The sequence below is a fragment of the Photobacterium aphoticum genome (assembly GCF_001029435.1).
Classification (GTDB): Bacteria; Pseudomonadota; Gammaproteobacteria; order Enterobacterales; family Vibrionaceae; genus Photobacterium; species Photobacterium aphoticum.
Genome location: NZ_LDOV01000018.1, coordinates 85772 through 109094, shown reverse-complemented (window position 1 = coordinate 109094; position 23323 = coordinate 85772). Strand labels below are relative to the sequence as shown.

At 44.4% G+C, this 23323-nt stretch carries 15 protein-coding genes; 8 read left to right on the top strand and 7 right to left on the bottom strand.

The annotated features are described in order from the left end of the window. Window positions 1-10 precede the first annotated feature (10 nt). The 4 genes from ABT58_RS10445 to ABT58_RS10430 all read right to left on the bottom strand — a co-directional run bounded on the left by ABT58_RS10445 (window position 11) and on the right by ABT58_RS10430 (window position 6096). Window positions 11-907, bottom strand: a complete 897-nt coding sequence (locus ABT58_RS10445; RefSeq protein WP_205625318.1) for a sulfite exporter TauE/SafE family protein — start codon at window positions 905-907, stop codon at window positions 11-13. A gap of 64 nt (window positions 908-971) precedes the next feature. After that, a complete protein-coding gene (gene hpfG, locus ABT58_RS10440) occupies window positions 972-3476 on the bottom strand; it encodes a (2S)-3-sulfopropanediol dehydratase (RefSeq protein ID WP_047874348.1) in 2505 nt (834 codons plus the stop codon). A gap of 145 nt (window positions 3477-3621) precedes the next feature. Further along, window positions 3622-4596 carry a (2S)-3-sulfopropanediol dehydratase activating enzyme gene (gene hpfH / locus ABT58_RS10435; RefSeq protein WP_047874347.1) on the bottom strand — a complete coding sequence of 325 codons (975 nt, stop codon included), beginning with the start codon at window positions 4594-4596 and terminating at the stop codon, window positions 3622-3624. A gap of 519 nt (window positions 4597-5115) precedes the next feature. Then, window positions 5116-6096: a LacI family DNA-binding transcriptional regulator gene (locus ABT58_RS10430; RefSeq protein ID WP_082211066.1), complete on the bottom strand. Its 981-nt coding sequence runs from the start codon at window positions 6094-6096 to the stop codon at window positions 5116-5118. Between the two features lie 1691 nt (window positions 6097-7787). Between ABT58_RS10430 and ABT58_RS10425 the strand changes: the two genes are divergently transcribed. Genes ABT58_RS10425 through ABT58_RS10415 form a run of 3 tightly spaced genes read left to right on the top strand, consistent with a single transcriptional unit; the run spans window position 7788 to window position 13843 of the window. After that, window positions 7788-9182, top strand: coding sequence for a hypothetical protein (locus tag ABT58_RS10425; RefSeq protein ID WP_047874346.1), 1395 nt, complete (start codon window positions 7788-7790; stop codon window positions 9180-9182). Next, window positions 9175-11181, top strand: a complete 2007-nt coding sequence (locus tag ABT58_RS10420) for a phospholipase D-like domain-containing protein (protein WP_047874345.1) — start codon at window positions 9175-9177, stop codon at window positions 11179-11181. The genes ABT58_RS10425 and ABT58_RS10420 overlap by 8 nt, the downstream gene beginning before the upstream one ends. Next, window positions 11168-13843, top strand: coding sequence for a DEAD/DEAH box helicase (locus ABT58_RS10415; RefSeq protein WP_047874344.1), 2676 nt, complete (start codon window positions 11168-11170; stop codon window positions 13841-13843). Before ABT58_RS10420 ends, ABT58_RS10415 begins: the two co-directional genes overlap by 14 nt. 140 nt (window positions 13844-13983) lie before the next feature. Here the strand turns inward: ABT58_RS10415 and ABT58_RS10410 are convergent, their stop codons facing one another. Then, a complete protein-coding gene (locus tag ABT58_RS10410; RefSeq protein WP_047874343.1) occupies window positions 13984-15000 on the bottom strand; it encodes a helix-turn-helix transcriptional regulator in 1017 nt (338 codons plus the stop codon). Window positions 15001-15266: 266 nt separating this feature from the next. On the opposite strand from ABT58_RS10410, the gene ABT58_RS10405 reads away from it, so the two are divergent. After that, window positions 15267-15938: a hypothetical protein gene (locus tag ABT58_RS10405; RefSeq protein ID WP_047874342.1), complete on the top strand. Its 672-nt coding sequence runs from the start codon at window positions 15267-15269 to the stop codon at window positions 15936-15938. Between the two features lie 110 nt (window positions 15939-16048). Further along, entirely contained in the window at window positions 16049-17326 is a 1278-nt protein-coding gene (locus tag ABT58_RS10400; protein WP_047874341.1) for an ADP-ribosylglycohydrolase family protein, read from the top strand. A 527-nt stretch (window positions 17327-17853) separates the two neighbouring features. On the opposite strand, the gene melB is transcribed toward ABT58_RS10400, so the two are convergent. Both melB and melA read right to left on the bottom strand, forming a co-directional pair. Next, on the bottom strand, window positions 17854-19281 hold the full coding sequence (gene melB / locus ABT58_RS10395; protein ID WP_047874340.1) for a melibiose:sodium transporter MelB: 1428 nt from the start codon (window positions 19279-19281) through the stop codon (window positions 17854-17856). A 143-nt stretch (window positions 19282-19424) separates the two neighbouring features. Beyond that, entirely contained in the window at window positions 19425-20789 is a 1365-nt protein-coding gene (gene melA / locus ABT58_RS10390) for an alpha-glucosidase/alpha-galactosidase (protein ID WP_047874339.1), read from the bottom strand. A gap of 356 nt (window positions 20790-21145) precedes the next feature. Between melA and melR the strand changes: the two genes are divergently transcribed. The 3 genes from melR (at window position 21146) to ABT58_RS10375 (ending at window position 23319) form a co-directional block, all read left to right on the top strand. After that, on the top strand, window positions 21146-22153 hold the full coding sequence (gene melR, locus ABT58_RS10385; protein WP_047874338.1) for a transcriptional regulator MelR: 1008 nt from the start codon (window positions 21146-21148) through the stop codon (window positions 22151-22153). Window positions 22154-22350: 197 nt separating this feature from the next. Continuing rightward, on the top strand, window positions 22351-22662 hold the full coding sequence (locus ABT58_RS10380) for a hypothetical protein (RefSeq protein ID WP_047874337.1): 312 nt from the start codon (window positions 22351-22353) through the stop codon (window positions 22660-22662). 144 nt (window positions 22663-22806) lie between these two features. Further along, window positions 22807-23319, top strand: a complete 513-nt coding sequence (locus ABT58_RS10375) for a hypothetical protein (RefSeq protein WP_047874336.1) — start codon at window positions 22807-22809, stop codon at window positions 23317-23319. Window positions 23320-23323: the final 4 nt, after the last annotated feature.

Genomic DNA, 23323 nt, shown 5'->3' with positions numbered 1-23323 from the left:
CGGCGCGACATTACAGCACCTGCACCTTCTCAATATTGACTTTGCGTTTTTTGAATACATTGAATGCGTAACCGGATAGCACAATCACGGTGCCGACGATGGTCATCATCTTGCTGTCAGCCGTCCATGGAATGTTGCTCAGTAGCATATTGGAACCGATGATCAGCAGTACCACGTACACGATACGTAGGAATTGCTCACGGTTGATCTTCTCTAGGAAACGCATGCCGAAGAAGAAACCGATGCCTGCAAGCGGAAGGCCTACGAGCAGTGCGCTGTTCAGTTCGCTGGTAAACGCGCCGTTTTGGTGTTGGTTAAACAGGTTCCAAGAGTTAAGTACCACCCATAGCATGGTCATAGTGTTACGGAATTTCTTCTTGTCTTTTACCGCTTCCAGCGTGTACACCGTGATCAGTGGTCCACCGATGTTAAACGCGCCGTGAACGATACCGCCCAGAATCAAACAGCCGTAACGGAAGATGCGCTTCACAAGTGTGTCAGCCACTTCATTTTCTTCGATCTCTTTGATCACCAGCGGTTTAACGACGTATTTGTGCAGGTTCATCAGGGCGATCACCGTTACCATGGCACCGATCAGCACTTTGGCGGTTTGAGGGCTGATTTGGTAGAACAGGTATTGACCGATAAGAATGCCCGGCGCACAAAGCAAGACGATTTTCCCCAGATCTTGCCAAGAGATATCTTTACGGCCTTTAATCGCCAAGTAGTACAAGAACGGGATAGTAATGGCGGTACCGTAAGGCACACCCATGGTGGTACCCAGTAAGCCATTGGTGATTGGGGCGGCGATAACGGTACAGCCAAAGCCTGTGGTTCCCTGAATAAAGAAACCAATGACTTGCATTAGACCAACCAACAAGTAGTCGAGTTTAAAAGCGAAATCCACGAGAGATTCTCCACGTTAGGAGGATAGGCCCGCTATCCTCCTCGTTGTATGTCAGATGATGAAATTAGAAGCGAAGCTCAGTACGAGAAATCAAGTCTTCCTGCAACGGCTTGCCCAGTTCAACGAAGTAAGCACTGTAACCTGCCACACGTACCAGCATGTCTTTGTACAGTTCAGGGTTCTTCTGAGCGGCACGCATTTTGTCGGCGCTCATGATGTTGAATTGCACGTGCATACCGTGTTTAGACATGTATTCATCAATAAAGCTGATCAGAATGTCTCGACCTTCAACTTCGGCCACTGAATCTTCCGGGAAACGCAGGTTCAGCAGGGTACCGTTGGTGGCTTTACTGTGATCCACCTTCGTGACCGAGTTCACCACAGCGGTCGGACCGGCATAGTCGTGCGAACCACCGGCGGTGTGCACCGGGCCCATGTTATCTGAAATAGGCTCTTGTGCTTTACGGCCATCCAGTGAGGCGTTCATGAACAGACCCATACCCACGTTGGCATTAACGGTGTAAACGCCAGGGCTGAAGGTGCCGCCGCGAACGGTTGGACGGCCGGCGATGTTCTTGCAGTAGCATTCAAACATGTATTTGAATAGCTCATCGGCCTCGTCGATATCATTACCGTAGTGTGGGATCTTGGTGCTGTTGACCAGTGCATACAGTTTGTCGTGACCTTCCCAGTTATCACGCAGGGCTTCCAGCAACTGTGTGCCGGTGTATGACTTGTCTTCAAACATCAGTTTTTTGATGGTCGCTAACGAGTCCGCACAGGTCGCAATGCCCGCTGCTTGAGGGCCGATGCCATTGTATTTCACGCCGCCTGCCGTCATGTCGCGACCCGATTCGATACAGCCTTCGAAGAACGCAGAAATAAACGGTGTGGGTTTGAGTGCCGCATGCACTTTATCGGTGATGTTCAGGCAGCTACATAGCTGATCGCACCAGAATTCAAACTGCTTATCGACGCTGGCAAGCACTTCATCAAACGATTGGTACGTTTCTAAACTGCCCGTATCCGGCCCGAGCTGAAGGTCGGTATTTGGCCCCGCAACCAGACGACCGTGGTTAAGCACCATTTCCATCATCTTCGCAGCGTTAATGTAGCCCGCATCTTGCCAGCCGTGTTCTTTGCCCGGAATGGTCGGTTCAACACAACCTACCACGGCGTAATCACGCGCTTCTTCCAGTGTCACGCCTTTGGCAAGCATCGCTTTGATGGCTGGTGCATCGTTAAACAGTTTCGGGTGGCCGTAACCGGCACGGATACATTCGGTAACTTTGACTTTAAGTTCGTAAGGGGTATTTTCGTGCATACGTACACATACCCACGGGTTCATCATGCGCGTATGGACAGAAGCTTCTAGCATCAGCATGGTCAGATCATTAGTCGCATCATTGCCTTGCGTATCGATACCGCCGATCGTTAAGCTTTCGCCACCAAAACCACGACCGTTACGCACGCGTACCGTACCTTTGTCTTTCAGCTTGGTTGGGTTGTTCATCTTGACGTAAAGCACTTCAAGCAGTTCAAGAATGAACGCTTTCGATGTGCCGTTGTTTTGCGTGTCTGCCAAGTAAATAGGGTGCAACCACTGATCCATACGGCCGTAAGAAATCGAGTGACCATTACCTTCAATTTGGGTCAGTGTGGTCGCGAAGTTAAACAACTGCACGGCTTGCCAGAAGGTTTGTGGTACGCCGCCCGCAATTTGGTAACAGTTCTCTGCCATTGTGGATAGTTCTTGTTTTCGGGTTTCATCCGACTCATTGGCTGCCATTTGGTTGGCCAAATCAGCGTAACGGGTGATGTATTGTTTCGCTGCGTTTTGGGTGATCAGTGTGGCTTTGTAGTAGTCACGCTTGCTGGCAAATTCCGGGTCGCGTTTAGACAGTGTCGCTAACGCGTCTTCGGTTTGTTGAATAACACCGTCAAAGCCTTCGTTCATCAACTTCGCAAAGTCCATGGCGAAGTGGCCGATACCGGCAAAATGGTAGTTGTTGGTTTGGAAGATTTTCTCACCGATGTGAGAGCCATTTTTCTGGTCTTGGTCAAGCGTGGCAGTGATCATCTCGTTCACTGTTTTGCCTTTCCAATACGCACAAAGCGCTAGAATTTCAGCACGTTCTTCATCGTTACGAATATAGAATTGGTCGTTGGTGCGTTCTTCAAATGGCGAGTTGGTGATCTCGTCAATGATCCAATCGACAGAAAATTCTGGGTAGATAGGAGAGGCTTTGGCCGGCGCGGCGATCTCACCAAGAATAAGGTCTTGGTCATAAATATGAAGGGTGGTGTTAAGCAGGATATTTTCAAAGGCATACGCACTTTGCAAAATACGCGGCGCGACTTCATGCTGTTGGAATGCTTCGGTGACCAAACGTAGTCGCTCGACATCAATTTCGTACGGGCGATCTAAAAAGGTTTGGCGCAGATAGTTAACACGCGGGTACGGTGACCAGTCATCGTGTCCGACTTCATACCCAAGACCATAGACTTTATCAAACGCATCAACACCACGAGCGGCGGTCGTTTGCTTATTTGCTACTGCTTCGTACATGTAACATCCTTATATTTTATTAAATGCAATAAGAAAGAAGATAAGCGCCACCCTCTTTGTTATTACATTTATTGCGAATGTGAGCGTCATGCTCATTCGACAGTTAATCGCTCTCTTAAGCTATTAACTGTTAGATGATTTCCGGTTACTTTTCTTTGGTCCCGACAACACAATGAATACCTCGGCTGTTGAAGTACTCGGCGATCTTTTTGATCTTTTGTTGGAATGCCGGTCTTTCAAAAACAATATCTGTCATTGGGTATGGCAAACCTAATGATTGATATTTTTCTTCACCAAGACGCATAAAGCTTAAGAGTTGCAGCGTTCTGACTTTGTTATCTAATTCATTCACAATAAAGTCAGCGGTTGCTTGAATATTCTTATCATCATCATTCACGTTCGGAATGACCGGAATGCGTAAAATGAACGGGATGTTTTCTGCCGCCAGTTTTTTGAGATTGGCTAAAATTCTCTCGTTATACACACCGGTATAGGCTTTATGGATTTGCGTATCCATATGCTTAATGTCGGAAATGACCAAATTCGTATGCGGCAGGATTTTTTCTAATTGCGACCACTTGCCATAAAAGCTGGATTCTAGGCACGTATGGATATCTTCTGCTTGGCATGTTTTGAACAGTTCGGCGACAAAATCAGCCTGACCAATAGGATCGCCACCAGACACGGTGACACCACCGCCAGAACGCTGATAAAACCCTTTGTCTTTACGAATGATTTTCATGCATTCATCAATAGACAGGGTATTGCCCCATTGTTTGACCGCATCGGAAGGGCAAGCGTCATGACATTTCAAACAGTTAGTGCATTTACTGCGGTCAATATCCGTCAGCTTACCGTCCACAAACGTGAGCATGCTGCTGTCAGGGCAGACGTCGATACATGCGCCACATTTCTCTTTGCCAATGCATTTGTTCGTATAGATGCCAGGTTGAATATAGTGCTTAAAGCTTTCGGGATTTCCGCACCACTGACAGCGCAACGGGCAGCCTTTTAAGAACAACTCTGTACGAATGCCTGGCCCGTCATCGAGCGTAAACAATTGGATATTGAATACATTGCCATGCAGTTTGTCATTGTGTGTTTTGTTACAGAGAGTCATTTTGATTGGTGCTTCCTTGCCTACGTATGCAAAGAAATTTAGTCGATTGCATTTTCGCATTTATTGACATAAATCAGAATACGGCAATTTATGGCGATACATACCTCTTTAGTGTGATGCTTATCACCTACATTATCTGGTTTGGTCTGATTTGTGAGCGATAACTGGTCGGTAATTGGACAAGTGAGGGGTAAACAGAGCAGTAATGGAAGAGAATGCCAAGTGTTGGATAAAACGTATCCAGTCAATCAAAATGCTCGCATTGTAATTGATTTGTTAAAATTGTGTTTTATTGTTTGTTTTGTAGATTGATTGCAAGTGTTGAGCGGGAATGCCATGTGGGCCAAAGGGAAGGCCTATCCGGTAAGTCCTCATACCGAGGGCATCTTGAGGTTACGAGAGGCGGGTGGAATGATGGAATTTTATTTGAGCGGTGCTAAGAAGGGGAGAGTAGTCGAGCATCATCGTTAAAGTGAAGTGATGTTCGACTATCCAGAAAAGAGGCATGACGGTTATCGGTTAAGATGCGCGTTCAACTATGGTGCCTTTAAATAAAATATACTCGCCGGTTTTTTCGTTGTTGCCGTGAATGCGGTCAAACAGATCGTCGACGGCAGACTGACAGATGCGATCTGTCGGTGGCTTGATTGTTGACAGTTGGTAAGACGGCCAGGATGCCATCGGGATATCATCGACACCGATAATTTTATAACCGGTATGATTATGTGCTTTTAACCCTTCAATGAACCCAATACCGATAATGTCGTTGGCACAGAAAACGGCATCAACGTTATGGTTGCTGTTGATCAATTGTTCGGCGGCTTGCATGCCTGATTCAATATCGAATGACGCAGGTATTCTGATCGGCTCTGCTAATCCCAGTTCCATGACTCTGCGGCGATAGGCATTCCAACGCAATTCACAGGTCATGGATCCTTCTTCGCTACCCACAAACGCGAACACTGAACAGCCTTTTTTGAAAAAGTAGTCAGCGGCTTGATTGCCTGCATCATCATTATCAAGGCCCACACTGTTGGCTCTGACGTCACCAATGTATCGATTGATAAAGCTTAAACATACCCCATATTTTTCGCACTGCTCAATGACGTGACTGCTTAATCGGCTGGTGGCAATGATTAAACCATCGACTTGATATTCAAACGCTCTTTGAATGGCAGAATCAAGATCGCCATTGGAGATAGGGCAGAGAATGGCATGGCCGCCTTTTGCCTGTATTTCTAGCGCCAACATACGGGCTTGCAAGTCATACATTGGGTTGGCGCTACTGTCCAAGGCGATGGCAATGAGCCCAGAACGTTTAGAGATTAAGCTGCGCGCTAACGCGTTAGGCTTATAGCCCAACTTTGCCGCACCCTCCAAAATATAAGCACGTTTGTCGTCGCTAATACTGGCATTCGGGTTAAAGGCGCGAGAAACCATCGATTGGGAAACACCTAGCTCTTTGGCGATATCATTGGACGTCAGATTCGGCTTTTTCATAAATTCTGTGCAACTTAACTCAATGTTTTGCTTATACATTCGCATTTCAGTGGCGTAATGTTAGTCCTAATTCATATCGACATCAATCATTGTCGGGACGGCATTCATACTTTTGCACCTTCTTGCTTGGTCATTTAGCGCTGTATGTCGTGTTATATAGGAAGAGCCTGTTGATATAGCGTCTATTCATTAACGGGCAGGCGTAACGAGGCTTGATGAGATAGGGTAAAGCAGCGGTTAGGGGACTTTACCCAATCGTTTGAAATGGATATCTGCGTCTAGGCAGTGATGGGAGGTGGCATGGAGCCAAGTAAGAAACAATCTCGTTGGAAATGGCCATTGGCATCGGTATACCGGCAGGAGCGTATTTCGGCCAATGCATTTGGCGCATGTATCAGGATCTGCCGTTGGATGCGTTAACGACACTCCCTGTTATCGGGCTTTATATCATCTGTGGGGGAGTGATTATTGTCGTTAAGCGGTTTACGTCATAAATACAAGAGGCGGCCATTTATTGATAAATCGTGCTCCGGATATTCACTGTAGTCTGTTAAGACTTTACTCTGAATAATCACACAATACGTATGACTAAGCGGGAATTATTATTGACAATAATTCTTGGGGTTAATACCAATTATCTTGCTTATATTGGCCGTAGCAATATGAATCTAATACAAACTGTCCATTTTCTGTTGATCGACAACGATATTGCGAACTCCCAGGTAAATAATCCCATGCAGCATCGTAGTTACAGTATGAACCATTACATGAGATACTTGAACTTCCACTGCTCGAGCTATGTGCGGCACCATAAGCGATTAAAACGATACCTGCAATAGCGACTGGCAGCATAATAGTATTAAAAATGCTAAACTCTTCACCATAGTCAAGATCATCTTCACCCGTGTAGATGTTATGTGTTGTGGTACATCCAGAACAAAGAGCCAGTATTAGAATACTAATAATGATATTATTGAATCTATTCATGAGTGATAATTGGAGTAAATTGACCGAGTGCGTTTATACTCTTTTATCATTGTATATCAAGTTAAATGTGCGGCTGTGCTTATTAATGTTTATAAAATAAATGTAATTTGATTGATTTATCGATATGGTGAAATTATAAATTATGATGTTTTTTTGTAATTTTCAGGTTGCGGGGGCTGAGCCAAGACTGAGGTGAAATGCGGGCTTTGTGGTAAGATTTTGATTTTTAAGTATTTAATTGGTTTTTTGCTGGAGTGGTGTGATTTACATAAAATGTAAGCGATTATAAATTAATTAATGGTGTAAAATTTGAGAAATCTACTTCTTTATGATGAGTGTTTACTTATCAAGTCGATTAGGTATTAGCCAGTGATAAATCTGCCAAATCAGGCATTCGACGAAAGATAAAAGATAGTTGATTATGAGAAGCGCTATCGCTGTTTCAGTTTATGTGGAACTTGTTGACGCAATAGTGTTAGTGATTTTGTTGCATATGGAACACTATTGACAGAAACTATGCCCAACTAAGATTTAAATGTAGAGCTGTTCGTAAAATCAGCAGATGTATTGATATGGTATACTCCCTAGAAAAGAAGCGCTTTAAAACTGCACCAATAATTTATCCCTCAACCACTTCAACCATTAGAAGTGAGCCAGCACATCCATTCCTGTGTCTATGAATTATCCAACATAAAGTTACCTAAATGTTTATCAAACAATTTTTTACTGAGTTCGACGATACACTCACACAATCCTTAAATATTGACCCACTGGGTATGACGATGATTTGGTCTCGTTTAGGTCAGGATATCTTTCATAACCGAGTCAGCTCTATTTCTAATGATGTGCGAAATTACACGTTAAACCTTTTGCATCATTATGTGATTAAGCGGGTAGTAGAAGCTCAAACGCAGCTTAGTCGTGGTTTACAGGCGGTCTATGGGCATACCGATACATTGGCGTTTAAACAAGCATGTTTGATCTATCTAGAGAACCTGTTTGTTTTTTCAATGCTTGAGGCTGAAGAGCAGCAGCAAGTTAGCGTGCAAACCCAAGGGATATTAGGCACTTCAAAAGCGCGATTACTCATTAGCTCAGGTGCGCCAACACAACCGTTGAAATTTACCAGAGAGCAGTCAGGCCAATTGTTAGTAAGACAACTGACTTTGGGTGTGAGCGGCCGTTATAAAACGCCATTCACGGAAATGCTGTTTTTTGATAAAGAGTACCGTTACCATCAGCCTCAAAGCGCAGTCTCTTGGGAAAAAGCCTCGAATTTCTTTCAAGAAAACGAGGAGCTGAATGGTTTGGCAAATGCATTATTTGAACATTTACAGGAAGTGATTAAACAAGATGCTAAGGTGCCAGCAATATTGTGGCAAGACGTTTCCAAGCCTATCAAACAAGCTTATGCGCAGCAGTTTGCGACACCGGCCGTTGTGGGTAAACAAAGCAAAGCGTTTTGGTTAAACGTTACTGAGCTTGACCAAAATGCGGCAGGGTCACTCTATGAAATCATTAACACTCAGACGGATGAAACGGGGTCTGCGCAGCCGTTTTTTGAACAAGCGATTGAAAATGAAAATAACGCGTTTGAAAAACAAAAGTTGGTTGATATCTGCCACGTTGAGCCATTGCTTGCGGAATGCGAGCTGTTGTTTAGCGTATTAATGAGCCAACGTGTACAGACAGAAGAGGAAGTGTATCAGCGGTATCTGGGGTTAGAGCGTAACGTCAATTCGATTATTCACCTTGCACGTGAGCTGCAACACGATATTGACATTAAGGCCAAGTTTTCTGGCGTCGCCAAAAAGCGTTATGAAGCGCTACTTGCATTGGCACAACTCGATAATACGGATTCACAAGCCAATATGACGTTACTGGTGGACGCGTTACTGAAATACCATTGCGCAATCATGAATCAACGAGGCCAAAGCCCTTGGGTTGAGCGTGATAGCCAAGGTGATTATCGCTGCCATATTAAATCACGGACGCTTCCAACAGCAGCACAAAGGCCATACAAAACATGGTTCAATCGTTATTATCTCGATCAGTTTAGCCAGCTTATTCGTGGTCTAGAGGGAAAATCCAATGACTAAATCATTTAAACTGGCTGAAGAGCTCGCGAAACAGCTGCAATCGCTAGGCCATATCAAACATGCTTGGTTCACGACATTCAATCTCAATATGGATTTTTTTGAGCGACACGTTTTGTCGACGCTATTGCAGATGGATAAACCACGTAGTCGCATTGATTTTGAGCTAATGCAACAAAAGTTGAATGGCAGTATTAAAGAAGGTCGTAAAGGCAACGCAAATATTACTGCCAACATGGATGTCAAAGTGTTTGCCGATCAGCGTATGTATGATGCGAGTGATCTAAAGCGTACCGCGATTGAAGTTTATGGCGTGAACCCAGCTTTACTGGATGGTGGGCGTAAGAAAGTACTGAATAACAGTACACTCTTTCATCCTAAAGTCATCTTTCTTCAAGATGAAGAAGGGAAGGCCATATTGGGAGCCGGCAGCGCTAACCTGACACTCAGTGGGTGGTCAACGAATCAAGAGGTCTTCACCTTTCAGTGTATTGAGTGCCAGCACCAGGTAGAAGCCATTCGAGCTTTTTTTAAGCCTTTGTTTGAAGCCAATCAAGTTGAAACAAAGATCAGCTTTCCACGCAACTTGCGTTCTGAAATTACTCCCTCAGATTGGTGTTTTGTTCATACGTTCATCAAAAACAGCAGTGATGGAAAACACAAGACGCTGTTAAGTCATTTATTGGGGCATTCAGATGAGGCAGCACGAGACTTAGTAGTTTGGTCTCCCTATTTTCCATCGGATTTGGCGGGTTTCATTCAACGTCTAAAAAGTGTCGCATTACCCCATCAACTGAAACTGCATCTTGTGCCTGATTTAGTTGAAAATCAGCGCATGCGAACACAGTGGTCAGAAGATTTATTACCGTTGCTTTCTGATGAATCAGTGCGTTTTTACCGTAGTCCGATAGCAAAAGACGAAAGAAGTGAGTTGTGCCATGCCAAGGTATGGATGACAAACGATAAGCTTGCTATTGGTTCCTGGAACTTTACAACACCGGGCTCAAATCTTGATGTAGACAGTAAAGGGGCAGGGCCGGTGAATATTGAAGCGGGCATCATTCTGGCCAACCAACAGTCTATAAAGACTGTACTGACACAGTCACTCAGTATTACCGAAGATAACTTCATGCAGAGTAAAGAGTTAAGTCAGCATGCACTTGAAGTGGCCGAGCTTATGCCTGTGGAAACGCGTGTCGTATTTGATTGGCAAACGCTGACTTATCACATCGAACTTCTCAAAATAGACGACGACTTAGCATGGCAAAGTGTGGAGTTACACCTTCCAGATCTTGACGCACCTTTGCATGTAGTACAAGCGGCGAGTGAAACTGTCTACGCAACAACACATAAGCTACCTCAAGAGCCACAAGCGTTGTTGGTGAACCATGCTTATGAGTTGGTTTTGACGAATGGCTTGCGTTATAGAGGTTTTATTGTTGAGCACAACAGTATGATGCGTCGCGTTGAAGAGTTTGAGTCTCTGGATGATATCTTTAATAGCCTCATTGAAGGGCGTTCATTAGAGAGCAACCCAAATGCATCGTTGCGTAGCGCAATACTTGGTAACGATCATGATTGGCTGGACGAACAAGAGGCGGGCTCGCTATCCGAACCACACCCGTCACCAACGTTAAGTTACTTTAGAATGTTTCAGGCAATGGACAGCTTTGAGCAACGTATTCAAACACTGAAGTCGGATCGCATGATTGAGCAATACGCTTTTGTTGTTCCTGGCTGTTTGCTTGAGATGGGGTTAAAAATACGCCATGAACTGACAGAAAATGCCAATGTATTTAACTGGTATATGAAGCAAGAGTTTAATCTTCTGGTCGATCAAGTGAAGAAAAATGCCAATGATCCAGATCTAAAAGCACGTTTAAGTGATTTGCGTTTTAAAAGCAAGGATAGTGTGATTCGCGCGAAAGAGCTGCAAAACAGTATTGGCAGTGGCCAATATCGTAGCCTTATCAAAGGTAAGTGTAATTATGTTTCTATCTGATTGGGCGACAATAACGCCAGAAGCCGTGTCACAGCAGATGAGCTTTGACGAAGGTAATAAAGAGTGGCGCTACCAAGCAGGTCTAAGCACCTCAATGGCCGCGAAGCAAGCGGAAGGTGTTGCCTATCTTTGTCGTTTGCTGCAACAGCATCACCTTGCTCTGCTGGCGGATGAGGTTGGTATGGGCAAAACCTTTCAAGCGATAGGGGTGATCCGTTTACTGCAACAGCTGAAACCCGATGCAAAAATATTGGTGATTGCACCCAATAAAAATATTTGCTCTCAATGGAAAGGGGAATTTGGTGCGTTTGAGCAAGATCATTGGCATGGTGAGTCGCGCAAGCCATTGGAGGTAGCAGAGCCTGAGTCCAAATTAGAAGCAATGATTGAACGTGTTGGTAAGGGAGATCACCATGTGTACTTCACCACCATTCATGCGTTGAGTGGATTAACGAAAGAATCTGACGGTACAGATAAGGCTGGATTAGCGCGTGAACATGCACTTGAACTAAAAGTGCGTGTCATGAATTACCTGAACCAAGAAGGGTTCGATCTGTTAGTGATCGATGAGGCGCACTACTTACGTGCACGTGAAGGTGGCTCTCAAAAAGTGGCCGCAGCGAAAGCCTTTTTTGGCGAAGGGGAAGGCGAGTGCCCATTAGCAAAACGCGTATTACTGATGACAGCCACGCCGACGCATTCATCCGTAAATGATGTCGCGAATATATTGCGTTATTTTGCTGCGGAAGATGACTTGATAAATAGCGTGACACAGAATGATTTCGATGCGGCTCATTTACTCACGAAATATGGTTTACGACGTCTGCGCCTCTTACAAGGAAAAAATGGGGTGCATTATGCCAAGCAGCATTATCGTAAAGAGATTGCACATCCTGTTTCGTTTGCGGAGAACCAAAATGCAGAACTGTTTTTTGGGCTTTATCAGCGCCAGTTGGTGAAACAGTTTCAAGCAAAAGCATCTAACCGACAGTTTCTTTACGGTTATCTTGAAGGATTTGAGTCCTTTGGTGAGCATGATCGACAAGCGATTAAACAGGATGCTGAACAGCAAACAAATGAACATGGAAAAGACGCATTTAGCAAAGCGCCTGATACCGAGCTTCTGCATCAATTGAGCCAAGAGTATTACGGCTGTTTCAATGAATTTCCCGAACATCCAAAATATAAAGCGCTAGTTGATATATTTGTACCTGAAATGCTTACGCCAGACGGCCTTGATGATATCAAGCATTTGGTTTTTGTGCGCCGTATCCCCTCAGTACGAGAACTGACAAAGCGAGTGAATACTCGATACGATAACGTGTTGGGTCATCAAATAGCGAAAGCCCTTGAGCTTAATGAAAGCGAATTAAAAGCGTGGCAGCAAAGTCATTGGAGTCGCGTTTGGTTAAACCGTTATTTTAACCATGCCGAAGAGTTTGAAGAGCCTTTGTCAGAAGATGATGAAGATACGAGTGAGCTAAGTGCCGATGACAATCAACTGCGTTCGCGTATCACAGAGTTGTTTGTGGTGAAGAAGCGTGATCCTAACGCGTTGGAAGATACACGAAACACCGAATGTACCAATGTCGGCCTGCGTTTTCGTAAGCCTGAAAGTATTTTTTCGCTCTTTTTAGAACCCTCACTGGATTATGAAAAAGAAGCGTACGGTTATCATTTTGAGCAACAAAGTGGTGATCGTAAACGTGCGACGTATTCAACGGCCGCGATGTATCAAAGAGCGCAGCGACATCAGTTGAATAACGTTGCTGTTAATGAAGAGACACAAATCAGCGAAAATCTGCCAACCATTTGGCAGCACCTGTTTGAACAGTTGAGTGATACTGAGAAAGCGCGGTTCCGTAAATGGAACGCTGCAACAAAAGAGAACTTTGCTAACTATTTCAAGGCGGGTGTTTTGTTTGCAAGTCCTGTGATGGTGGAACTGTTCTGCTGGTTCTATCAATTTGATAAAAACAGTCGCTTACATAAAAGCGGAGAGAGCGCGCATGCGCGTTACATAGACTTTATTCAACATACAGCGACAAAGTTATCAGACTCTATGTTGTTGTGGTATTTCAAAGCCGTACTAGAAACCTTTGAAGATGTGTGTAAAAAGATCGCTCGTGTGGGCCTTGATGAATACGATAACGACTGGCGAGCTCTCAAAGGGCATACATCACCAGCGGCGTTTGCAAGCGGTGAAACCTCAAACCGCGATAGTCTACAGTTGAGCTTTAATTCGCCGTTTTATCCTAATGTTTTGGTGGCAACATCTGTTTTTCAAGAAGGTGTTAACTTGCATCTGCAGTGTAATCAGGTTCATCACTACGGTATAGCTGGGAATCCGGGCGATCATGAACAACGTGTTGGGAGACTAGATCGGCTATTTAGCAAGGTTAACCGGCAGTATAAAAACGGTCCACAAGGCGAGTTGAAGATCAGTTTTCCCTATTTGGAACACTCATTTGATGAAGATCAGCTGGCTTCTTTTTTGGAGCGTAAGATCCGTGCTGAAAACAAGCTAGATAAATGCCTACTTGATGATCATGATGCGCATGTAGGGACAGGAAAAGCGCAGCATTGGAAATGCTATTTGAAGCAACCAGAACAAATAATGGGGGATAAAATCATTGATCCCTATCCTGCAAAATTTAAGTGATTTGGTCGGTCTTGTGGAATTAACTCAGCAACATTGATTTTAGGAATGGTGAGTCGACCGAGTGATACTCGGCGACTCAAACCATAGTGCTAATAAAACATCTGACATCAAATACCGACTAAATTTATAAAGCCACGACATCATGATTGAATGTTGTACATTTTTAATCCTGCTTTGAGGTTGTCGATAATTTTCTCTCTCAGTGTGAGTGGAGTAACTACCTCGATAATATTGGCATGCTTCATTAACCACCATTCAAAAGCATGACTGTCGCGAACTTCGGCTTCTATTGTGGTATAGCCATTTTCATGGCAGAGGATTTTTTGTTCTGTAGAAAGTAAGGTCTCTTCAATCAGGTGCAGGCCATGGTAGTTTTCAATTTTAAGAACGACTTTCTGTATATCTCCGCCAAAAAAGTGGCGAGCATTCTGCTGAACATATTCTCGAATATTAAACTGCTCTAATGTTTTTGTACTGCTAAAGCTGAGCTTTAGGCTATGAATACGGTGCAGAGCAAAAATACGAAAGTCATCGAGTGTGCCGGGAATTAGCCCAACAAGATAAAAACTATTGCCGTGGAGAAACAGCCCTAAAGGGGTTGAAAGGTAATTCTTAGGCTCTGCCGCCCCTCGTTTTTGATAAGTAAAAGCAATATCTCTTTTATTGAGTAGCGCAGTTTCAATTAGCTTAAAAAACGCATTGTTAACAGTCGAGGCGAGCAAAGGATGTTCGCTTTGGAAATAACAGAACCGCTCTCGCCATAGTTTGGTTTGTTTCGTATTGACTTGCTTAAGTGATGAAAAAATAGAATCAACATCAGAGCGGAGAGTAGGGGGGAGCATTGCTTTGATTTCTTTTTCAATCACTTGTAGAGAGACCACAGAAGACATGCCATCGGGCTTGACAGGGTGACGATGACCCTTAGCAATTTGGTATGAGTATGGTCTGCTCGCATCATCTATTTCAATACTCGCGTGATCTGCCACGACAGCATTGATACAACGCTGAACCGTACGCAATTGGCTTTTTTCATCAGCTTTGGCACTTAGTAATCCTGCTGATTGTAATCGCTCCTTGAGCTCGAGGCTTGAAATGCGCTCTGGGTAGCAGGGAATAGATTCTAAGACTTTTTGATAACGTTGTATTTGTAAACTCATATTTCGACCGATGAAAAATTTCAATAGGCGACATTTTTTGTCGCCAATGTCGTTAGTATAGCGCTCATAGACAGTGAATAGAAATGGAAAAATGCACGTTCCAGATAGTGAAGAAAGTAAAGCTAAAGTGAGCATGATACCGAAAAGAAATCTGGACCATAAGATTCACCCAATGAAAGTCACTGGTTGATGAATCTGAGATCTAGATAACGTGGAAACAATCAACAAAATTTAAACAATAGGTTTGTCTACCGAAGAAGAATAACATGTGTTTTGATGATGATTTATTAACACCTCTCCCTCTATCACCAAAAGGTTATTTAACCTTTGCTGGCTTAATGAAAATTCAGCCAGAGACTTGGCAACGAAATGGTGATCTTTATTTATGGCATGCTCTGCGTGATGGTATCGGCTATCGTGCTGTGCCTAAAGACTCAAATGAAATTCGCACCCTTATCTCTGGAGAGTTTGAACGTTTCACTGGCAAATCAATTGACGCTTGTGGTGATGTTGCTCTTTCTCATTATGTGACGAATAACAGTGATAGTGACATTGTTGTGAATCCCGAATTCTGGCGTGAAACGGTGATCACTTCGTTAATTCAGAGTAGCGAAGCCCATTTTCTAAGAGGTAACATTGATCTATCTGGTATATATGATTCTGTGCGAGATGATATACGGATAACAAGAACAGAAACGGGTATAACAATAGAAGTTTCAGTGATTAACTGGGATGGGCCGCATACACCTGTAGGTCAATGGATTCTCGTCAAGGAGCTGCCTTTAGATTGCAAAATAGAAGCGGAGTACGCAAAGGTGTTGCGTAGTAAGTATTTCAAGTTTTGTGACTATTGTTGTACCTATAACAATGTTGGCCATATGTTCGATAAAAGAATGTGCCAAGGGTGTGCTAGCCATCATCTAGGGGTGGTGTATTAATAATCACTAACGAGAAACGAAGCGAAATCTATCAAAAGAGTATTAACTGATAAATTATCAGACTCATTTCACGACGGTCAATGGGCAAATCAATCTGAGAGTTAAATAACTTGGAAACAGTAAAAGAATTTCAAATCTCCCGTGCAACAGGTGCATTGCTAGGACTTGCAGCCGGAGATGCATTAGGTACGGCCTTAGAGTTTAAACCTAAGGACAGTTATACCGCTTTAACCGATATGGTAGGGGGAGGCCCATTTGATTTAGAACCAGGGCAATGGACTGATGATACATCCATGATGCTGTGCCTGGCAGATAGTTTGATTGAAAAGGGCGGTATGGACTTAAATGATCAGATGCAGAGATATGTTCGTTGGTACCGTCATGGTGAGAATTCATGTAATGGTACGTGCTTTGATATTGGTATGACGGTTCAAACCGCGTTGTCCAGTTATGAAAGGACAGGTAATCCTCAATCAGGCTCTACGTCCCATTTTTCGGCAGGTAACGGTAGTCTGATGCGTGTTGCGCCGATAGCTCTGTTTTTCGCACATGATAATGAGCAACACGCGATGCAGGCGGCCAATTTAAGCTCACTGACAACACACGGAGAAGAGCGATGCGTTCAAGCGTGTGAAATCATGACATTGCTCATTCACCGATTGCTAAATAGTGAACACATAGCTGACCGTGAAGTATTTTTGAAAACGACGCTTACGGATTACTTGCAGTTTTCAAAGGATTGTCACCCTGAGGTTCGTGCTATTGCAGAGTGTCAGTTTTTCAGTAAATCACGAGAAAGTATTCATGGCACGGGTTATGTTGTTGCCTCTTTAGAGGCCGCACTTTGGTGTTTTGTAAATAGTGATAGCTTTGAAGATGGCGCTCTATTGGCTGCTAATTTGGGGGATGATGCTGATACAACGGCTGCAATATTTGGCCAGCTTGCAGGGGCTTACTATGGCGTATCGGCCATACCATCAAAGTGGCAGCTTAAGTTAGCATGGGAGAGTCAAATTAGTGATACCGCCATGTGGTTACTTCAGCGTCCGACTAATCAGCAGGTCAAAGACTTTGTTTCTGAAGTCTCGGTACATATTGAGCGTCAAGACCCTGCAGATATTGCATTGTATTCGATGGCATATGATCATGATCTTATGGTTACACATATTGACTACAATGCTCCCTTTTATGTGAACGATATCGACGCGTTCACTGATTTTGACGCGTGGTTACGTCAAGCTTCTTTCCGAGATTGTATTTGCTGGATGATACGCCTTGTGAGAACAGAACGCTTTTGGGATGGTGTGATAGTGTCAAATATCAGAAATGGGTCGGTAACACGTTGGCTAAACAATATGCATCATTTACTGAGCCTGCATGGTGAATAAATTATTTAAACATTCAAATTTGTCTTCGGAATATTAAGTTATGGCAATATCAACAATGTTTGTTTGCACGCATTGCAAGAAGAGTATCGAATCTTGGTCTGATGCTAATGCATATTACCTTGATGATAAGGGACAAAAGCAGTACGTATATCACCCATATATGGATGACTTATCACATTGTATAGGCAATGATGACCCTCATTTATGCTTAGATTGCGGTCATGAATTCATGATTGATTCATTAGCGCCAACCTCGGTATGTCTAAAATGCGAATCCGCTAATATTATTTCCGATCAAAAATTGAACGGTGAAGTGTGCCCATGTTGCAAAAAAGGGACGTTTAAGGTGGATCCATTTTCTTTTTCCGTCTCGTAGTATGAATCGTGATTGAGTAAAGTCCGTTGTACTACTCCTGTTTTCGGGCTTTATATCCCAGTGGGATAGCAATTATTTAACTTAAGCAGCTTGCAGCAAAATGAAAGAGCCTCAACGGAGGCTCCTTGTTTCGTTTTGATGTATGAATGTATTACACAGCAGGCGTCGGTTTCACGGTGCCATTGTCACTCTCTGCATCCACCGGTTCCGCCGTCACATGGGCATATTTCGCCGTCAGGTGATCTTGGATCTTCTGATGGTATGCGCCGTTGAGTTTGTAGTATCGGTAGTAAAGTGCCAGTGCGATGGCAAAGAAGATACTTGGCAAGCCAATCATCACACATTGCATACCAAAGATAGTTTCAGGTGACTGCTCAACATTTGGCACGTAGTTAACGATGGTCAGCGCAATACCGATAAAGAAGGCGGCAAAGGCGGAGCCGGCTTTTACTACAAGTGTCTGCACCGAGTACGCAATACTTTCACAACGCACACCCAGTTTGTATTCGCCGTAATCCACGGTGTCTGCCACCATAATCACGTTCAGTACCCAGAACAACGCAGTACCGATTTGTAGCAAAATACCGGCCAAGGAAATCAGGATGATGCTTTGTTGGTCGTACATGCCAAGGTAAATCAGCACCAAGCTGCCAAGGATAGGGAAGCCAGAGGCACCGGCCCACAGCACGCGGCGAGAGAAGATTTTCGCCAACTTAGGAAACAGCACCAGAGTGATCAGGTTGGCGATCCCGGCGTACGCCATGTAGTACGGGAAGAGCTCTTCGTTACCGACCACATAGGTGAAGTAGTACACCGCAAAGGCTGTGATGATATTTGTCGCCAGGTTGTACGACAGCGCCATCACAAGCAGGCAAGAGAGCTGACTGTTTTTGTAGATCAGCGACACCATTTGTTTGAGTGACACTTTCTCTTGTGGTTGCTCATTATCCAGTTTATCGGATGAGTAACGCTCTTTCACATTGCGCAGGGTAATGTAGGTCGAGAACAGGAAGCAGACGATTAAGAGTACGGTAAATACCTGGAACCCAAAGCCTTTGTCTTCACCACCGACGTAGTTGATGAAAGGCATCGCGATGGCTGCGGTGACCACCCACGCCAGGCTGGCAAAGAAGCGAGGGTAAGGGACTAGCTCTTCACGTTCACGCTTATCCAAGGTGAGTGTAGGCACTAAAGACCAGAATGGAATGTCCATCAAGGTGTAAGTCATGCCCCATAAAATGTAGGTGACGGCAGCGTAGGCAATCAGCCAAGGGCCTTCAAAGTAGTGGGCATTAAAGAGTAGGTAAAGCACAACAGAGTTGGCAATGGTGCCGATAAAAATCCACGGTTTGAACTTGCCCCAGCGGGTTTGCGTATTGTTTACGATCCAACCCATGATAGGGTCATTCACCGCATCCCAGATCCTTGCCACAAGGAAAATGGTACCGACCACGGCAGCTGAAATGCCTGCCACATCCGTGTAGTAAAACATCAAATACATATACACGATGGTAATAGCAAAATCTTTCCCGAAGGCACCAAAGCCATAACTTAGCTTGGTGTTCATAGATACGCTCATAAGGTCTCCTTACACCCCCCATATTTAGGGGGGTATGTCCAGTAGAGTTCACGTTAGGTTCGTTTATTGCTTTTATATTGATTGTTTTGCGTTTATCTCTTGGCTTCGATAGCCCCGAGAGTGAGGGCTATCGAAAGGCGCGATTATTGATGTGATTCCTGATGACACCAAGCAAGCAGCCAGCCTTGATGCGCTTCAATTAAGTCATCAACCAGTGCGTAGATTTCCTCAATGCCTAATACGGCAGCTGTGTGCGGATCCAGCATGGCAGCGTGATAGATGCGATCGCGGTTTTCCGTCAAAATGGCTTCTGTCAGCAGGGTCTGAACATTCACGTTGGTCTGCATCAGCGCCGCTAAATGGTTAGGGATTTTGCCGACTTTCGTTGGCTGGATCCCATTGGCATCCACCAGACACGCCACTTCTACACAGCAGCCTTGTGGCAGGTTGTCGATCAAACCGTCATTTTTTACGTTGCCGTAAATCACACTCGGGACCCCTGTCCAAATGGCATTCATGATGGTGCTGGCATATTCATGGGATTCTTTCACTTCAATCTTATCGGCCGTTTTAAAGGCTTCTAAATCTTGTTTCCAGCTCGCGATTTGCTCTACACAACGTTTTGGGTATTCGTCGAGTGGCACTTTGTAACGTTCAATCAGATCAGGACGGTTCGGTTTAATGAAGTAAGGGGTGTACTCGGAAAAATGCTCAGAAGATTCTGTGACGAAATAGCCCAGCTTTTTGAACATCTCATAGCGCACTAAATTTACGCAGCGTCCGTTGTGGTGTAGTCCTGGCTTTGGTACGTCACCGCGCTCAAAGGCCGCCAGCATCTCTGGGTAGAAATCGACGTATTCACCATCTGCCGTTTTCTTTTCCAGCGTCAGGTAGTAGGCCATGTGGTTGATACCAGCGCAGGTGAAACGCAGATCACGGTAATCAATGTCCAGATCGCGCGCCAGCTCTTCTGCCGTGCCTTGTACAGAGTGACACAGGCCGACTTGTTTGATGTGCGGGTATTTCTCGTACATCGCCCAAGTGTTCATTGCCATTGGGTTGACGTAGTTAAGCATGGTGGCATTCGGACAGACATCAGTCATGTCTTCACAGATTTGCCACAGGTGCGGAATGGTGCGGAGCGAGCGCATAATACCGCCAGGGCCTAAGGTGTCGGCGATGGTTTGCTCTAACCCGTGACGCTTACACACTTCAAAGTCGGTGACGGTGCAAGGCTCGTAACCACCGATCTGGAAAGCCACGACCACAAAGTCGGCGTCTTGCAGGGCTTCTTTCTGATTGAGGTGACAAGTAATGTGGCCGTTCGCACCGGCGGATTCCATCAACTTACTCACTACAATTTGTGATTCTTCCAAACGGACTTCATCAATATCCATCAGGGCAATGTCGGCATTTTTCAGCGCCGGTTTATGGAAAACATCACCAAGAATGTTCTTAACAAAAATGGTTGAACCCGCGCCGATAAACGTGATTTTTGGCGTTCTCATTGTTTGTGCTCCTGTTATGACTCTTATGTTTTAGCTCTTGGTCTTAGCTTGTGTGTTTCAGACTATGCACACACATTACCGCTCTCATGGCGATGGATGCGTCACGAATAAAATCATCAAACTCCTGTTTTCTCAGATCGGCTTTTGCGGCTCTGAAAATCTGAGGAAATAGGAGATAAAAGTGGAATTTAGGGAGTGTTAACGGGGTTGAATAGTCGGGAATATGTAGCTTTGTTACCGTGATCTCGTAATGACCGTTTTATCACGGCATAAAATGCAAATTATGAGGGGTTTCATAGTTATTTTGACCATTACTTGGTAGAAGAAGATTTTGTACCGTTTTCTAAGGATGAATCATGCGTACCCCGGATGCTTCTGCGACGACCCTTGCCAAGCAGGAACAGTACAGTGATGCCAACGTGTCAGTCAGCCCGTTATCGTTGTATTCCACCTATGAACAAGTGGATGCGATATTACGCGCGCCGCATAGCATGCCGGGGTACCACTGGCATGGTCAGATAGAGGTGAATATTCCGTTTGGTGATGATGTGGAATACATGATCAACGGAGAGGCAGTGGTGGTAAAAGCCGGCCACATCGGTATCTTTTGGGCGTCTGTCCCACATCGCCTGACCAATCCGGGTAACAGCCACAATATGGGGATCATCAATATCCCGATCCATCTGTTTCTTTCTTGGCCGCTCAGCAAAGAGTTGGTGAACCAAATCACCCACGGTGCTGTTTTGCAGTCAGAAGGCAATGCGCTCGTCAGTGAATTTGAACTCGCCAGATGGGAGCAAGAAATGCGGCACGAAAAAGAAAGCCGCAAACAACTCGCGACCGATGAAATTTGCCTGATGCTCAAACGTGTTTGCCTCGATGGTTGGTCACCGCTCATGAGTGGGCGAGGGGAAGGCAAAACACTGAACGGCGTGTCTAAACATGCGCAGTTTTATGTCAGCCAAATGCTGGAATATATCGCTAGTCATCACGATTCCGCGTTAACAGCAAAAGAAGTGGCGGATCATGTGGGATTGCATATGAACTACGCGATGGGCATTTTCCAGCGGGTTATGCAGATGACCATCAAACAATACACCACCGCGATGCGGATCAATCATGCCCGCGCCTTACTCAGTGATACCGAGAAGACAATCCTTGATATCGCACTCACGGTAGGGTTTAACTCGTCAAGCCGCTTTTACGACATCTTTCAGGCCTATCTTGGTGTTACACCCAAACAGTACCGGCAACTCAGCCGGGAAGATCATCGCTGGTCGCAGCAAGGGGTGAGTCCGCTACAAAACGTCGAAAAAGGCGCTTGTGATGGGACTCGTCCTGTTACGTTGACAAAGGCGGGTTAGTCTATGTTCAGCACGGTTTATTGGTTCGGTTGAAACATGTTTATGTGTTATGTTTGATACGTGATTGTATGTTGCATTGTTAAATTTGTGATGCCAGCCTTGTGTCTCTATTTTTATCTTTCAATGATATCCACTCTTGTGTTTTGCTATATGGATGGTGAAAGGATAAATAAAGATACCCCCAAGGATTGGAGTATATGAAAAAAATAATAATGACTTTTGCTTTATTGTTGTTGACGGCATGCGGTTCTACAAGTCGTAGTGTCGATAATTCGACACCTAATGATGATGAAATGTTTCGTATGTCTATGAATATGGGATGTAAAATAAAATACAATGATAAAGAACGCTGTAATTGTCAGACAGATATTATATTTGATGCTGCAACTCCAGAATTGCGTTCTGGGTTTATAAACGATCCTGAAAAACACAAGTTGGAGCTGCTTGAAATATTTCTCGAAAATAGTGATGAGCTAGAAGTTTGTGAGAGCTTATCAAAAGCCTCATAGGAATAGATATCAACATATAAGTTGGCTTTTATGGGGTTAACGTTGGGTGGTATATATACTGAGATGGGGTATATGTTATTGAGTCAGGGAAAGGTTAGTCATTCGCTGTTTGACGAATAACAGATATAAAAGGAAGTTGATACGATGAAAATGATTGGTTTAGGTATTGTGGTAAGTGCGTTACTTATGGGTTGTTCTACTGGCTCCGGTACTCAAAGTGTAGAGGGAGAAACAGCGAAAGTAGCTAACAGTGAGACCATTTTAGGGACATGGCAGTGTAAGTTCTCAGTCACGAATCCAGATGGAAGCTCGATGGAATTTGTATCTGAAGATAAGTATGAAGAGAATGGGAAGCTCAGTTCTATTGGTGTGCTCAGTCTTGACTTGAAAAATACAAGCGTGGGAAAAATATTAGAGTACTCAATGTCAGGTGATGGCGGTTGGCATTTTTCTGAAGAGGGCAAGTATCTCGTAACAGAAGCCAATAATGTTCAGGTAACCAATGTCTCACAGACGGGGTTTGAAGATTTTATTGATATAAAGTCTATGTTTCCTGTGAATGTTAGTGTCTCTACGGAGATACTGGATTTTGACGGAAATAAAATTTCGTTGAGAGTCAAATCTACCGGCGATACATATTCGTGCAATAGAGCGTAACCCC